This window comes from Streptomyces sp. NPDC127038 (assembly GCF_042725875.1).
Lineage (GTDB): Bacteria > Actinomycetota > Actinomycetes > Streptomycetales > Streptomycetaceae > Streptomyces.
Genome location: NZ_JBHXDQ010000092.1, coordinates 1 through 14,271 on the forward strand (window position 1 = coordinate 1; position 14,271 = coordinate 14,271).

General features: G+C 70.4%; 15 protein-coding genes and 3 tRNA genes. 4 read left to right on the forward strand and 14 right to left on the reverse strand.

Annotated elements, in window-relative coordinates; all coding sequences use genetic code 11:
- Positions 1-321 precede the first annotated feature (321 nt).
- From ACFWI4_RS37885 to ACFWI4_RS37905, 5 genes are all read right to left on the reverse strand, one after another.
- Entirely contained in the window at positions 322-750 is a 429-nt protein-coding gene (locus ACFWI4_RS37885) for a MaoC family dehydratase (protein ID WP_385408951.1), read from the reverse strand.
- Position 751: 1 nt separating this feature from the next.
- On the reverse strand, positions 752-1,204 hold the full coding sequence (locus ACFWI4_RS37890; protein ID WP_385408953.1) for a MaoC family dehydratase N-terminal domain-containing protein: 453 nt from the start codon (positions 1,202-1,204) through the stop codon (positions 752-754).
- Between the two features lie 447 nt (positions 1,205-1,651).
- Positions 1,652-1,816: a 50S ribosomal protein L33 gene (gene rpmG, locus ACFWI4_RS37895; protein WP_003948671.1), complete on the reverse strand. Its 165-nt coding sequence runs from the start codon at positions 1,814-1,816 to the stop codon at positions 1,652-1,654.
- 87 nt (positions 1,817-1,903) lie between these two features.
- Positions 1,904-1,976 (reverse strand) — tRNA-Met (locus tag ACFWI4_RS37900).
- 46 nt (positions 1,977-2,022) lie between these two features.
- Positions 2,023-2,095: transfer RNA gene (locus ACFWI4_RS37905), tRNA-Thr, on the reverse strand.
- A 362-nt stretch (positions 2,096-2,457) separates the two neighbouring features.
- Between ACFWI4_RS37905 and ACFWI4_RS37910 the strand changes: the two genes are divergently transcribed.
- On the forward strand, positions 2,458-3,708 hold the full coding sequence (locus ACFWI4_RS37910; RefSeq protein ID WP_387205819.1) for an amidohydrolase family protein: 1,251 nt from the start codon (positions 2,458-2,460) through the stop codon (positions 3,706-3,708).
- A 196-nt stretch (positions 3,709-3,904) separates the two neighbouring features.
- Here ACFWI4_RS37910 and ACFWI4_RS37915 read toward each other — a convergent pair whose 3' ends face one another.
- Positions 3,905-4,978 (reverse strand): hypothetical protein, encoded by a 1,074-nt coding sequence (locus ACFWI4_RS37915; RefSeq protein ID WP_387205821.1) that lies wholly within the window; start codon positions 4,976-4,978, stop codon positions 3,905-3,907.
- A 144-nt stretch (positions 4,979-5,122) separates the two neighbouring features.
- On the opposite strand from ACFWI4_RS37915, the gene ACFWI4_RS37920 reads away from it, so the two are divergent.
- Positions 5,123-5,779 (forward strand): SDR family oxidoreductase, encoded by a 657-nt coding sequence (locus ACFWI4_RS37920; RefSeq protein WP_387205823.1) that lies wholly within the window; start codon positions 5,123-5,125, stop codon positions 5,777-5,779.
- 40 nt (positions 5,780-5,819) lie between these two features.
- Here the strand turns inward: ACFWI4_RS37920 and ACFWI4_RS37925 are convergent, their stop codons facing one another.
- Together ACFWI4_RS37925 and ACFWI4_RS37930 are read right to left on the reverse strand one after the other, a co-directional pair.
- Entirely contained in the window at positions 5,820-6,032 is a 213-nt protein-coding gene (locus ACFWI4_RS37925; RefSeq protein WP_387205825.1) for a hypothetical protein, read from the reverse strand.
- Positions 6,033-6,184: 152 nt separating this feature from the next.
- Positions 6,185-6,266: transfer RNA gene (locus ACFWI4_RS37930), tRNA-Tyr, on the reverse strand.
- Positions 6,267-6,467: 201 nt separating this feature from the next.
- Between ACFWI4_RS37930 and ACFWI4_RS37935 the strand changes: the two genes are divergently transcribed.
- Complete coding sequence (locus ACFWI4_RS37935; RefSeq protein WP_385408963.1) at positions 6,468-6,956, forward strand: YajQ family cyclic di-GMP-binding protein; 489 nt, start codon at positions 6,468-6,470, stop codon at positions 6,954-6,956.
- A gap of 115 nt (positions 6,957-7,071) precedes the next feature.
- On the opposite strand, the gene ACFWI4_RS37940 is transcribed toward ACFWI4_RS37935, so the two are convergent.
- Entirely contained in the window at positions 7,072-7,338 is a 267-nt protein-coding gene (locus ACFWI4_RS37940) for a GlsB/YeaQ/YmgE family stress response membrane protein (RefSeq protein WP_385408965.1), read from the reverse strand.
- A gap of 188 nt (positions 7,339-7,526) precedes the next feature.
- Here ACFWI4_RS37940 and ACFWI4_RS37945 point away from each other — a divergent pair, with 188 nt between their 5' ends.
- Positions 7,527-8,774: an APC family permease gene (locus tag ACFWI4_RS37945; protein WP_387205827.1), complete on the forward strand. Its 1,248-nt coding sequence runs from the start codon at positions 7,527-7,529 to the stop codon at positions 8,772-8,774.
- A gap of 205 nt (positions 8,775-8,979) precedes the next feature.
- On the opposite strand, the gene ACFWI4_RS37950 is transcribed toward ACFWI4_RS37945, so the two are convergent.
- From ACFWI4_RS37950 to ACFWI4_RS37970, 5 genes are all read right to left on the reverse strand, one after another.
- Complete coding sequence (locus ACFWI4_RS37950; protein WP_387205829.1) at positions 8,980-9,546, reverse strand: SMI1/KNR4 family protein; 567 nt, start codon at positions 9,544-9,546, stop codon at positions 8,980-8,982.
- 113 nt (positions 9,547-9,659) lie between these two features.
- Positions 9,660-10,052: a YccF domain-containing protein gene (locus ACFWI4_RS37955; RefSeq protein ID WP_359019799.1), complete on the reverse strand. Its 393-nt coding sequence runs from the start codon at positions 10,050-10,052 to the stop codon at positions 9,660-9,662.
- Positions 10,049-10,912 carry a zinc metalloprotease HtpX gene (htpX, locus tag ACFWI4_RS37960; protein ID WP_385408483.1) on the reverse strand — a complete coding sequence of 288 codons (864 nt, stop codon included), beginning with the start codon at positions 10,910-10,912 and terminating at the stop codon, positions 10,049-10,051. The genes ACFWI4_RS37955 and htpX overlap by 4 nt, the downstream gene beginning before the upstream one ends.
- Positions 10,913-11,196: 284 nt before the next feature.
- The gene (locus tag ACFWI4_RS37965; RefSeq protein ID WP_387205832.1) at positions 11,197-12,696 is read right to left on the reverse strand and encodes an NADH-quinone oxidoreductase subunit N; all 1,500 of its coding nucleotides are present in this window, start codon (positions 12,694-12,696) and stop codon (positions 11,197-11,199) included.
- Entirely contained in the window at positions 12,693-14,267 is a 1,575-nt protein-coding gene (locus tag ACFWI4_RS37970; RefSeq protein WP_385408487.1) for a NuoM family protein, read from the reverse strand. The genes ACFWI4_RS37965 and ACFWI4_RS37970 overlap by 4 nt, the downstream gene beginning before the upstream one ends.
- Positions 14,268-14,271 lie beyond the last annotated feature (4 nt).

Sequence of the window (14,271 nt, forward strand, 5' to 3'; positions counted from 1 at the left end):
CCTCTGCACTCATCCTGACCATGGGAACTAAGTTAGTACTCAATCACTAACTTAGCAAGGGGGGTGGCTCGGGCGGTCGGTGTCGCTCGGCCACGAGGGATGGGTCGGGAGGGACGGGCTACGGGGGATGGGCCAGGAGTCATCAGCCACGAGTGACCGGCTACGGCGAAAGAGGCGCCCTCGAATGAGAGCGCCTCTTTCCCTGACTCGGCTGCCGGACCCGGAACCAGGCCGGCCTGTCGGCCTGCGGCAGGCCGCTCGTACCCCCTGCCGTCAGGGCAGGCGTACGAGCGGCCGTCACGCCAGGCGCACGAGCGGCCCTCAGGCCAGGCGTACGACCGCTCGGGACATGCCCAGCACCTTCTGGCCGCCGCTGGTGGCCGTGAGGTCGACGCGGACGGTGTTGTCGTCGAGCTTGGCGGCGACCTTGCCGCTGACCTCGACGGTGGCGCCCTTGTCGTCGTTCGGGACGACGACGGGCTTGGTGAAGCGGACCCCGTACTCGACGACGGCGCCCGGGTCGCCCGCCCAGTCCGTCACCACACGGATCGCCTCGGCCATGGTGAACATGCCGTGCGCGATGACGTCGGGAAGGCCCACCTCGACCGCGAACTTCTCGTTCCAGTGGATCGGGTTGAAGTCCCCGGAGGCCCCCGCGTACTGCACGAGCGTGGCGCGTGTCACGGAGAACGTCTGGGCCGGCAGCTCGGTGCCGACCTCGACGTCCGCGTAAGAGATCTTCGCCGCCATGTCAGCCCACCTCCGCCGCGCGGGCCACGAGCTTCGTGACAGCCGTCACCACGTGCTCGCCCGCCTCGTCGTGGACCTCGCCACGGACGTCCAGGATGTCGTTGCCCGCGAGGGACTTGATCGACTCGATGGTCGAGGTGACCGTGAGCCGGTCGCCCGCGCGCACCGGGCGGGTGTACGCGAACTTCTGGTCGCCGTGCACCACCCGGCTGTAGTCGAGGCCCAGTTGCGGGTCCTGGACGACCTCGCCCGCCGCCTTGAACGTGATGGCGAACACGAAGGTGGGAGGGGCGATCACGTCGGGGTGACCGAGGGCACGTGCCGCCTCGGGGTCCGTGTAGACGGGGTTGGTGTCCCCCACGGCCTCCGCGAACTCGCGGATCTTCTCCCGACCGACCTCGTAGGGGTCGGTGGGCGGGTAGGACCGCCCAACGAAGGACTGGTCGAGCGCCATGGGCTCGGCACCTCCTGGTTGTCTTCGCCGCGTCTGTCGTCTTCGCCGCGCCGGGTGTCTTCGCTGCGCCGGGTGCGTTCACCGTGTCGGTGGGCGCACCGCGTCGGGCCGTGTCGGGTGTCCGCGACGGGGCGGGGGTCCGCACCGTGCCGACGGTCCGCACGTGTCGGGTGTCCGCACTGTGTCGGCTGTCACGGTGCCGGGTGTCGTGGCTTCCGTGTCGGGTCACCGACGGTCACGGTCACGGCGGTGGATGCCGTTGCCGTCACCGTCGCCGTTCCCGTTGCCTTCGCCTGTCGGCGCAGCGGGTCCGGCCGTTTTGACCGGACGGCCCATCTTCGCTCGAAAACGCCGGTCCGCCTACGCCGCCCGGGCCGTGCCGGACATCGGTTCCACAACGACGCGAGGCCGCCCCCCGAAGGGGACGGCCTCGTGTACGAGCCTGAATTATCGCGTTTCGCGGTGCGCGGTGTGCGCGTTGCAACGCGGGCAGTGCTTCTTCATCTCCAGTCGGTCCGGGTTGTTACGCCGGTTCTTCTTGGTGATGTAGTTCCGCTCCTTGCACTCCACGCAGGCCAGCGTGATCTTCGGGCGGACGTCGGTGGCAGCCACAGGAGTGCTCCTTGACGAACGGATGGGACATTAACGCATAGAAGAGTAGCCGATCGAAGGACCGACCCCACAATCGGCTACTGTCTGTAGCGGTGACCGGACTTGAACCGGTGACACAGCGATTATGAGCCGCTTGCTCTACCGACTGAGCTACACCGCTTTGATGGGTTCGGTCCCCGCCTCGCGACGGGAACCTCCCTCACCAGAGCCCCAATACGGAATCGAACCGTAGACCTTCTCCTTACCATGGAGACGCTCTACCGACTGAGCTATTGGGGCGAGCGATGAAGACATTACACGGTCCTCCGCCGATCGCCCAAATCCGTTTCGCGGCTCCTGCCCGGGCCTGATCGCGGGCGTTTCCCCGGGCGTTCCCGGAGCCTTCACCCGCCTCTCAGGACACCCGGATCACGGGCGTCCCACCGCCGGATCACGAGGGTCCGACCGCCGGATCGCCGGGGTCCTTCTTCCAGGTCGCGGCGGTCCCTCCGCCTGGTCACGGGGGCACGCCGGTACGACTATTGCGCTCCTCCCCGACGTCGACGGGTCGCCGTCCTAGGCTCGACCCACGCTGCGTGATCTTGTGTCCCCACGCTCCGCAGTCGTCCCTCCCGAAGCCGTCCCCGAGCCACAGGAGCGCGATGCCCGACAGCCAGCAGCAGCCGCCCCACTCCCCCTCGGGACAGACCGACACGGCCGCTCTCCTGCTGTGCGGGGCGCGACTGACGGACGGCCGGACCGTGGACGTACGGCTGGGCGGCGGACGTATCGAGGCGGTGGGCACCGCGGGAAGCCTGGCGACGGGCGCCTCGGGGGCTCTCGCCGCGAAGGTGGACCTCACCGGCTATCTCCTCCTGCCGGCTCCCGCCGAGGCCCACGCGCACAGCGACACGGCCCTGACGGCCGACGGCCACGGACCGCTCGCGTACGACGACCGCGCGGTCCGGCGCCGGGCCACCGAGGCGGCGCTGCTGCAACTCGGCCACGGGGCCACGGCCTTGCGGTCCCACGTGCGCGTCGGTGACGTACAGGGGCTGGACGCGCTCACGGCGGTGCTGGAGGTACGGCGGTCGCTGCGGGGCCTCGCCGAGCTGACGACGGTCGCGATGCCCCGGGTGCTGACCGGGACGGCCGGTGCCGACGGCCTCGCGATGCTCCGGGACGCCCTGAAGATGGGCGCTTCCGTGGTGGGCGGCTGCCCGGACGCGGACCCCGATCCGACCGGGTACGTGGAGGCCGTCCTGGAACTCGCCTCCGAGCACGGCTGTCCGGTCGACCTGCACACGGACGCCTCCGATCCGGCCCGCCTCGCCCGGCTCACCGCGATGGCGGGCGGACTGCGGCCCGGGGTGACCCTCGGACCGTGCGGCGGGCTCGGCGGACTGCCCCCCGAGGTGGCCTCGCGCGCGGCCGACCAACTCGCGGCGGCCGGAGTGACGGTGGTGTGTCTGCCGCAGGGCACCTGCGGCTCGGCCGAACGGCGCGGCACCGCTCCCGTACGGCTGCTGCGCGCGGCCGGCGTACGGGTCGCCGCGGGCAGCGGCGCCCTGCGGGACGTGTCCAACCCGGTGGGGCGCGGAGACCCGCTGGAGGCCGCGTACCTGCTGGCCTCCCGGTACGGGCTGCGCCCCGAGGAGGCGTACGACGCGGTGAGCCGTGCCGCCAGGGCCGCCCTCGGGCTGCCCGAGGTGCGCGTGGAGGCGGGGTTCCCGGCCGAGTTGCTCGCCGTGCGCGGGGACGGGCTGGCGGGGGCGCTGTCCCTCGCGTACAGCCGGATCGTGATCCACCGCGGGCGGGTGGTGGCGCGCACGAGCGCGGTGCGGGAGTACTGCGACTCGGCGGCCGAGTCCGGGCTCGAACTGCCCCGGCAGGGACGGGAAGAACCGTCCTAGCCGGGGTGGGGTCGTTCTGCCGGTCCGGATGCAGCGGTCCCGGCCGGGACGGAACGGTTCCGGCCGGGGTCGAGCGGTTCCAGCCCGGGTGGAGGGGGCCCTGCCGGGGTGGAGCGGTTCCGGCCGGGCGTGGAGCGGCTCCAGCCCGGATGGAGCGGTCCCGGCCGGGCGTGGAACCGCTCCTTCCGCCTTGGCGCTAGAAGCCGCCGCCACCGCCCAGGAACGCGCCGCCCAGCGGGCTGCTCCCGGGAATCTTGTCGGCGGGGATCTCGGTGGCCCCCGACGGCGCGCTGACGTCACCCGCGCCGGAGAACTTCAGGACGAGGGGCAGCTTCACCTTCTTCGGGCTGTCGGCGAGGACGGCGAGATCCACCCGGATCTGCCGGAGATCGCCGTTCTTCAGGGTGAAGTCGAGGGTGGCCTTCTTGTCCGGCGCGTCCTTGAGGTCCTTGGCGGTGGGGAGTTCGGCGCCCGGCGGAAGGTCGCCCTGGAGCGGACGGAGCTTGTCGAAGACGCCGGTGAGCAGGTCGCGGACGTTGCCCGTGGCGAGGACGTGCTCGACGCCGCCTGCGCCGCCCTCGGTCCGGAACCTGACCTTCCGGCCGATGACCGAGCGCACGGCGTCGAGGACCTTCTTCTGGGTCTTCGCGTCGATGTCCCCGGAGGTCCCCTTCGAGGTGCCGCCCGCGGCCTTCCCGGCCCGCTCCAGCGCCTTGGTGTCGACCTTCACCCAGTCGCCTTCGAGGACCTTCTCGAACTCCTTCTGGCCGGGCGGGAGATCGCCGGCGGAGGGCATGGGCACACCCATGGCCTTGCCGATGGCCTTCATGTCGGTGCGGTAGTACATGAAGTCGCCGACGACCCGGTACTCGACCAGGACGCCGTCGGGCCCCGTGACCTTCATGCCCATCCCGACGAGGTCCTTCTGGCCCGAATCCGCCAGCTTCTTGCGGGACTTGACGGACACGTCGACGCGCAGCCCGCTCATCAGCTTCGCGAACTCCGGCGGGAGGGCTTCGTCGGGACCGCCCTGGCCCGCGAGGGTGTCGATCGCGGAGGCGTCGGCGTCCAGGTCCAACCGGAAGGCGAGCGACTTCTGTTCGCCGAGCCGCTCGACGGCCTGGTCCACCTTCTGCCCGGCCGTGAGGTTCTGGACTGTGCCGCAGGCGGCCGCCGAGGTGAGCAGGACAGCGGTGCAGCCGACCGCGGTGACGGACTTGCGTATGACGGTGATGATGGTCTCCTCGTACGACACCGCACGGCTCCGCACGGCGTTCCTTCGTTCGCGCGTTCACTCGTTCCGGCGCGTTCTCGCGACGATCACCCACGCGTTCTCAGTGATCACTCATGTGACTCACGAGAAGTCCACAGGGTTGTGCGGCGAACGCGGTGATCCGGGCGTACGGTCGGAAACATGCGCATTGTCATCGCTGGTGGTCATGGTCAGATCGCGCTGCGGCTGGAGCGGCTGCTCTCCGCGCGCGGGGACGAGGTCGCGGGGATCATCCGCCGCGCCGAGCAGGGGGACGACCTGCGGGCGGTCGGCGCCGAACCGGTCCTGTGCGACCTGGAGTCGGCTTCGGTGGAGGAGGTCGCCGCGCACCTCCAGGGCGCGGACGCGGCCGTCTTCGCGGCGGGCGCGGGGCCGGGCAGCGGTGCGGACCGCAAGCAGACGGTGGACAAGGGCGCGGCGATCCTCTTCGCGGACGCCGCCGAGCGCGCGGGCGTACGCCGGCACGTGGTCGTCTCCTCGATGGGCGCGGACGCGGCCCACCCGGGCGACGACGTCTTCGACGCGTACCTGCGGGCCAAGGGCGAGGCCGACGAGTACGTACGCGGCCGCGCGGGTCTGGACTGGACGATCCTGCGCCCCGGCGGACTGATCGACGACGCCGGGACCGGTCTCGTACGCCTGGAGGCCTCGACCGGCCGCGGCATGATCCCCCGCGACGACGTCGCCGCGATCCTCGCGGAGCTGGTCGACACCCCGGCCACCACGGGTCTGACCCTGGAGGCCATCAGCGGCTCGACACCGATCTCGGTCGCGGTGAAGTCGGTGGCCGGGAACTAGTGCCCGCCGCGGCACCGGCCGCCGTCCCGATGCCGAGGGATCAGAAGAGCGGGAGCTGACCGGGGAAGTCGGGAACGGCGTACCCGTCCAGCGTGGGCTGCGCCGCGCCGAGGAACGCCTCCCGGCGCGATCCGGGACACGAGACCAGCTCCCCGCTCCCCCGCGCGCCGGGCGGGTCGTGCCGGGCGAACCGCCCCGCGACGACGGCGATCTCCCGGCGGCACTCGGGGCAGCTCCTGCGACGCGACGACATGCGATCAGTGTGCCCCGTACCCCCGGAGTTCCGTCCCCACGGTCCCCCCCGGCCGGTACCGCACCCCCGGTGAACGCGACCGCCCCGAACCGAAAACGAAGGAACCCCCTCCGATCCACGTTTCCGCAGATCGGAGGGGGTTCACCTACTTGTGGCGGCGCCAGGGTTCGAACCTGGGTAGGCTTAGCCGGCAGATTTACAGTCTGCTCCCTTTGGCCGCTCGGGCACACCGCCGGGTTTGCCGCCTGTGAGCCTCGCTCTCGCGGTGCTCGCTGGCAACGACGTAAACGATACCTGATGCTCGGGGATGCTTCGCCACCCAATTGATCGACGCCTCGGGAGAGGGGGGTGGCTAGGCTTATGCGGATGCGGCCGGTGGCCTACGCCGGGCTCGACGGCCGCCCCTACGCACCCCGATACAAGGAGCCACAGGACATGGCCGACTCCAGTTTCGACATCGTCTCGAAGGTCGAGCGGCAGGAGGTCGACAACGCCCTCAACCAGGCCGCCAAGGAGATCTCGCAGCGCTACGACTTCAAGAACGTCGGCGCCTCCATCTCCTGGTCCGGCGAGAAGATCCTCATGGAGGCGAACTCCGAGGAGCGGGTGAAGGCCGTCCTCGACGTGTTCGAGACCAAGCTGGTCAAGCGCGGCATCTCGCTGAAGTCGCTGGACGCCGGTGAGCCCCAGCTCTCCGGCAAGGAGTACAAGATCTTCGCGACCATCGAGGAAGGCATCTCCCAGGAGAACGCCAAGAAGGTGGCGAAGATCATTCGTGACGAGGGCCCCAAGGGCGTCAAGGCCCAGGTCCAGGGCGAGGAGCTGCGCGTCAGCTCGAAGAGCCGGGACGACCTCCAGGCCGTCCAGGCCCTCCTCAAGGGCAAGGACTTCGACTTCGCCCTTCAGTTCGTGAACTACCGGTAGAACCCCCGGCAGGTGGCATGAACCAGCCGCGACAGCGGCCGACGGCAAGCGAAAGGGTGGGCACCCGGGGTGTCCACCCTTTCCGTTCGCCGGCTCCCGGCCCCGTGACGCGGGGTCAGCGGCGCGAGTCGCCGAAGAAGATGCGGTAGAGGATCAGCAGCACGAGCGAGCCGCCGATGGCCGCGAGCCAGGTGGCGCCGTCGTAGAAGTGCTTGCTGACGGGGTGGTCCAGCCAGCGGGCCGATATCCAGCCGCCGACGAACGCGCCCACGACACCGATGACGGTCGTTCCGATGAAGCCGCCCGGGTCGCGCCCCGGGAGCAGGAACTTGGCGATGGCTCCCGCCAGCAGCCCCAGAATGATCCAGCTGATGATGCCCATGTTCTGAGCCTGCCCTTCCTTCGTGTACTCACGCTGTCCGGACCCTGTGATTTCCGGCCGGCCGGGCCGTGCCCGCACTGTCCGGGTCCGGTGCGGAGCACGTGGATCGATGGCGTTTCGACGCCGTGCCGATGAACAGGACGCCGCCGTGGATCCCGGCGGTTGCGACGATCAGTAGGGTGCGGCCCATGACGCAGTCCCCCTCGGAGTTGCGCCGCACGCTGGGCGTCGGCGACGCCGTAGTCGTCGGCCTCGGCTCCATGATCGGTGCCGGCGTCTTCGCGGCGCTCGGCCCCGCCGCCCGGGCTGCCGGGTCCGGGCTTCTGCTCGGGCTCGCGGTCGCCGCGGTCGTCGCCTACTGCAACGCGATGTCCTCGGCCAGGCTCGCCGCCCTGTACCCCGCGTCCGGCGGCACGTACGTCTACGGCCGCGAGCGGCTGGGTGCCTTCTGGGGACATCTCGCCGGCTGGTCGTTCGTCGTCGGCAAGACGGCCTCCTGCGCCGCGATGGCGCTCACCGTGGGCGCCTACGTCTGGCCCGCGCAGGCGCACGCGGTGGCCGTCGCCGCGGTGGTCGTCCTGACCGCCGTGAACTACGGCGGCGTGCAGAAGTCGGCATGGCTGACACGGGTGATCGTGGCGGTGGTCCTGGCTGTCCTCGCTTCCGTGGTGGTGGGGTGTCTGGGGTCGGGCGCCTCGGACGCCGGGCGGCTCGGCGTCGGAGTGTCGTCCGGGGTGGGCGGGGTGCTCCAGGCGGCCGGGCTGCTCTTCTTCGCGTTCGCGGGGTACGCGCGGATCGCGACGCTGGGTGAGGAGGTGCGCGATCCCGCACGCACCATTCCGCGCGCGATCCCGTCGGCTCTGGGCATCGCGCTCGTGGTGTACGCGGCTGTGGCTGTCGCCGTCCTTTCGGTGCTCGGTCCCGAGGCGCTGGGGCTCGCCCCGGCTCCGCTGGCGGACGCGGTCCGGGCGGCCGGGCTGCCGGGACTCGTGCCGGTCGTGCGGGTGGGGGCCGCCGTGGCCGCGCTCGGCTCTCTGCTCGCCCTGATCCTGGGTGTCTCGCGGACCACGCTGGCCATGGCCCGCGACGGTCATCTGCCGGCCGCCCTGGCCGCCGTGCATCCGCGCTTCCGGGTCCCGTACCGGGCGGAACTGGCCGTCGGCGCGGTGGTCGCCGTGCTCGCCGCGACCGTGGACGTGCGCGGCGCGATCGGTTTCTCCTCCTTCGGTGTGCTGGCGTACTACGCGATCGCCAACGCCTCGGCGTGGACGCTGAGTCCGGCCCCGGCATCGCGGGTCGTGCCGGTGGTGGGTCTCCTCGGCTGTGTGACGCTGGCCTGTGCCCTTCCGTGGGCTTCGGTGGTCGTCGGGGCGTCCGTCCTGGCGGTCGGAGCGGCCGCGTACGGCGTGCGGAACAGAGGAGCGGCCTCTCGCTGAGAGCCGTCCCCTGGCTCCCGGAGGGCGGATGTCGTAGCGGGCGTGGGATTGGACGTCGTGCCGGGCATGGGGCTGGACGTCGTGCCGGGTGTGAGGGTGGCCGTCGTCCGGGCGTGGGGCTGGACGTCGTGCCGGGTGTGAGGGTGGCCCCCGTACCGAGCTTGAGGATGCTGTCGTGCCGGGCGGGGTCCGGGTGTTCGGTGGGTCAGGAGGCCCGGGGTGCCGTCGTGCGCAGGGCGAAGTCGGGCCAGGGCGGGAGGTCCGCGCCGTCGTTGGACTCCTCGTACCAGCCTGTTCCCTCCAGCCAGGTGAGCAGCCAGGTCGCGAGGTCGGGTGCGTCCATGTACCAGGCGCGGTCGACCCGGTGCGCGTTCGGGTCGAAGAGGAGGACCGCGCCGTCGGAACTCCGGCAGTCCACGCACGCGTACATTCCGCAGCCCCAGTGGGATATGGGCAGCAGGCCCTCGGGCCAGGGCCATTCCGGGTCCTTGCGGCCGCTCTCGCGGCTGGCGAGGTATTGCGGTACCGCCGCGGGCTCGCCCGACGGAGGACCGTCCAGCAGGGGCAACAGGCCGTATTCCGGCCCGAATCCGCCGTCCCCTATCCGCAGATAGAGCGAGGCGAGCAGCGCGGGCAGCGGGAAGCCGAGGACGGCCTCGGCGCGGGCCACCTCGTCCGGTCCCACGGGCGCGGGGAGCGAAGGCCAGCCCCACGGGCGGGTGTTGCGGGCCTCCACGGCAACCCGTGCCAGCAACTGCTCGATTTCGGTCATGGATTCATGATGCAGCGCGCCACCGACAATCGGGCAGGCCTGTGGACAACCCTCTTTCCGCCGCGGGCGACGGCCCGTATTCGACGGGAGGCGGGGCGAGCGGGCCCGTACGGCTAGCGGCCCGCGAACGGCTCGTCCGTGCGCACGATTTCGCGTCCCAGCGGGAACAGCGAGATCGGGATGAGCTTGAAGTTCGCGATGCCGAACGGGATGCCGATGATGGTGATGCACATGGCGATGCCCGTGACGATGTGGGCCAGGGCGAGCCACCAGCCCGCGAGGACGAGCCACAGGACGTTGCCGATGCAGGACGGGGCACCGGCGTCGTGGCGCTCCACCGTCGTATAGCCGAACGGCCACAGCGCGTAGATACCGATACGGAACGCGGCGATGCCGAACGGGATGCCGATGATGGTGATGCACAGGATGATGCCTGCGGCGAGATATCCGAGGAACAGCCAGAAGCCGCTCAGGATGAGCCAAATGACGTTCAGAATTGTCTTCACTGCTGACGACCTGCCATCTTCTCGAGCCGGGCGATCCTCTCCGCCATCGGTGGATGCGTGGAGAACATCTTCGACATTCCCTGTCCCGGACGGAACGGGTTCGCGATCATCATGTGGCTCGCCGTCTCGATGCGCGGCTCGGGGGGCAGCGGCAGCTGCTTGGTGCCCGCGTCGAGCTTGCGCAGCGCGCTCGCGAGTGCGAGGGGGTCGCCGGTGAGCTGGGCACCGGACGCGTCCGCCTCGTACTCCCTGGAGCGGCTGATGGCGAGCTGGATGAGGGAAGCGGCGAGCGGGCCCAGGATCATGACCAGGAGCATGCCGAGAATGCCGGGGCCGTCGTCGTCGCTGGACCGGCCGACGGGGATCAGCCAGGCGAAGTTGACCAGGAACATGATCACCGAGGCCAGGGCTCCGGCCACGGACGAGATCAGGATGTCGCGGTTGTAGACGTGGCTGAGTTCGTGGCCGATGACTCCGCGCAACTCGCGTTCGTCCAGGATGCGCAGGATTCCCTCGGTGCAGCAGACGGCCGCGTTGCGCGGGTTGCGGCCCGTCGCGAACGCGTTCGGCGCCTCGGTCGGCGAGATGTACAGGCGCGGCATGGGCTGGCGGGCCTGCGTCGAGAGGTCGCGGACCATGCGGTACAGGGCCGGGGCCTCGAACTCGCTCACCGGGCGGGCGCGCATCGCGCGTAGAGCCAGTTTGTCGCTGTTCCAGTACGCGTACGCGTTCGTCGCGATGGCGATGAACAGGGCGACGATCAGGCCTGTGCGCCCGAAGAAGCTGCCGATGACGATGATGAGTGCGGACAGTCCCCCGAGGAGTACGGCTGTCCTGAGCCCATTGTGCCGGCGGTGCACGGTAGCCCTCCAAGTCGTGCGGCGGGGGAACCCTTTGCTTGCTGATGCTCTGCTTCCACTCTTCAGTGGACCCTCCCGTACAGGTCAACGCCAGACGAGAGGCACTAGTTCCCTTGTGCGCGCTGCCCGGGGCGTCCGCCGTCCGGGTGATGGGGACGGCGGACCCACGCGCGCGTGCGGCTCGGGAGAGGCGGAGTGGTCCGTCGGAGCGACGGAAGCCGAGCCCGGTTCGGAACGGGTTCGGGACGGGTTCGGACGGGTTCGGAAGCGGGTCTCTGAAGAGGTCAGAAGAGGACGGTCTGCGAGAAGCGGAGGATCAGCTGGGGTGCCCCGGACAGGACGACGCCCAGGACGGCCGTCAGGACGATGGCCGCGGTGAGCGGGACCGGTGCGCGGTGCGTGCCCGGCGCGCCCTCGGGAGCGCGGAAGAGCAGCGCCGTCCACTGGAGGTAGTAGAAGAGCGCGATCACCACGTTGACGGCCATGACGACGGCCAGCCAGCCGAGTCCCGCGCCGACGGCCGCGGAGAAGACGGTCACCTTGGCGAAGAGGCCGATGACGCCCGGCGGCAGTCCGGCGAGGCAGAGCAGGAAGAAGCCGAGGACCAGGGCGGACAGGGGGCTCTCGGCGTACAGGCCGCGGTAGTCGTCGAGGCGGTTCAGGGGGCTTCTGCGGGCCACCAGGGCGGCCACCGCGAAGGCGCCGAGGTTCACCGCCGCGTACATGAGGGCGTAGGCGAGGGTGGAGCCGACGGCCTTCTGCGCGTCCTTGGAGTAGGCGGCGGCCGCGATCGGGACGAGGAGGTAGCCGGCCTGGCCGACGGAGGACCAGGCGAGCAGCCGTACCGCGCTGTACGCGCGCGTGGAGCGCTGTCGCAGGGCGCCGACGTTGCCGACCGTCATGGTGAGGGCCGCCAGACCCGCCAGCGCCGGGCCCCAGACGTCCGCGTACGAGGGGAAGGCCACGACGGTGACGAGGATGAGCCCGGAGAAGCCGACCGCCTTGCCGACGACCGAGAGATAGGCGGCGATCGGCAGGGGTGCCCCGACGTAGGTGTCGGGCACCCAGAAGTGGAAGGGAACGGCGGCCGTCTTGAAGGCGAAGCCGACGAGGGTGAGGACGACGCCCGTCTGGGCGAGGGTGTGGAACTGTCCGTCGACGTGCTGGATCCGGTCCGCGATCCGGGTGAGATACAGGGTGCCCGTCGTCGCGTAGACGAAGCTGACGCCCATGAGGCTGACCGCGGTCGCGGTGACGGAGGACAGGAAGAACTTCAGGGCCGCTTCCGAGGACTTCCTGTCGCCGCGCTTGATGCCGACGAGCGCGAAGGCGGGCAGCGAGGCGACCTCCAGGGCGACGATGAGGGTCGCGAGGTCGCGGGAGGCGGGCAGGAGGGCGGCGCCGGCGGCGGACGAGAGCAGCAGGAACCAGTACTCGCCCTCGGGGAGTTCCCGGTCGGCGTCCTTCAGGGCCGTGACGGACAGCAGGGCGACGAGGAGCGCGCCGCCGAGCACCAGGAGCTGGACGACCAGGGTGAAGCCGTCGGCCACATAGCTGCAGGTGTCCGTGGCGCCGGTCAGGCAGAACGTGGCCCGGTCGCCGTTCCGCAGGGGCAGCAGCAACAGCGCGGACGCGGCGAGTCCGGCGACGGACACCCAGCCGAGTACGGCCTTCCTCGCGTCGCCGATGAACAGGTCGGCGACGAGCACCGCGAGTCCGACGACCGCCGTGAGGGTGGGCGGCGCGATGGCGAGCCAGTCGACGGACTGGACCAGGGAACTCATCGGGTGCCTCCTGCGAGGAGCTGCTGGACCGCCGGGTCGGTCAGGCCGAGCAGGGCCCGTGGCCACAGGCCGGCGACGACGGTGAGGGCGACGAGCGGCGTCCAGGCGGCGAACTCGTAGGTCTGGACGTCGGTGAGCCTCGGCGACTCCTGGGCGGTCGGGCCCATGCAGACACGGCGTACGACGATGAGCATGTACGCGGCGGTGAGCAGTGTGCCGAACGCGGCGATCGTCATGAACGTCAGATAGGCGGCTCGGCTGAGGCCGGCGGCGGGCTCGAACGCGCCGAACATGGCCAGCATCTCGCCCCAGAACCCTGCGAGGCCCGGGAGTCCGAGCGAGGCGACGGCCGCGAAGGCCAGCAGGCCGCCGAGGTGCGGTGCCTTGCCGTACAGCGCGGCGCCGGACTCCTCGGCGAGGGTGTCGAGGTCGGTGCTGCCCGTACGGTCCTTGAGCGCTCCGACGAGGAAGAAGAGGAGGCCGGTGATCAGGCCGTGGGCGATGTTGGCGAACAGGGCGCCGTTGACGCCGGTCGCGGTCATGGTCGAGATGCCGAGCAGCACGAAGCCCATGTGGCCCACGGACGAGTAGGCGATGAGCCGCTTGAGATCGCCCTTCGCGCCCTGTTTGGCGAGGGCCAGGCAGGCCAGCGATCCGTAGATGATCCCGACGACGGCGAAGGCCGCGAGGTAGGGGGCGAAGGTCCGGAATCCGTCGGGCGCGACGGGCAGCAGGATCCGGACGAACCCGTACGTGCCCATCTTCAGCATGACGCCGGCGAGCAGGACCGAGCCGACCGTCGGGGCGGCGGTGTGGGCGTCGGGCAGCCAGCTGTGCAGCGGCCACATCGGCGTCTTGACCGCGAGCCCGATCCCGATCGCCAGAACGGCGATGACCTGCACGGATGTGCTCAGCGACCGGCCGTTGTCAGTGGCGAGTGCCACCATGTCGAATGTGCCAGCCTTGATTCCGATCAGGAGCAGGCCCAGCAGCATGACGACGGAACCGAGCAGGGTGAAGAGGATGAACTTCCAGGCCGCGGCCTGGCGCTTCGCGCCTCCCCACCGTGCGATGAGGAAGTACATCGGGATGAGGACCGTCTCGAACGCGAGGAAGAACAGCAGCAGGTCGAGGACGGCGAAGGTCGCGAGGGTGCCGGACTCGAGGACGAGCAGCAGGGCGACGAACGCCTTCGGGGTCGGGCCCGCAGGCATCTTGAAGTAGGAGTACAGCGCGCAGAGGAAGGTCAGCAGCGCGGTCAGGACCAGAAGGGGGAGGGAAATGCCGTCGACACCGAGGTGGATCCGCACGTCGAGTGCGGGGATCCAGCTGATGTCCGTCGTGGCCTGCATCTTCGACGGATGGTCGTGGTCGAAGCCGAGCGCGAGGACGATCGCGGCGATGAGGACGACGCCGGTGACGGTCACGCCGTGCCGCAGCACCGCCTGTTCGGGCGACTTCCCCTTCAGTCCGGGCGGGGCCGGGAGAAGGGCGGCGGCGGCCCCGATGAGCGGGCCGACGACGATCAACGCGAGAAGAATCTGCATCACGGATTCACTGATATCGATCACGCCT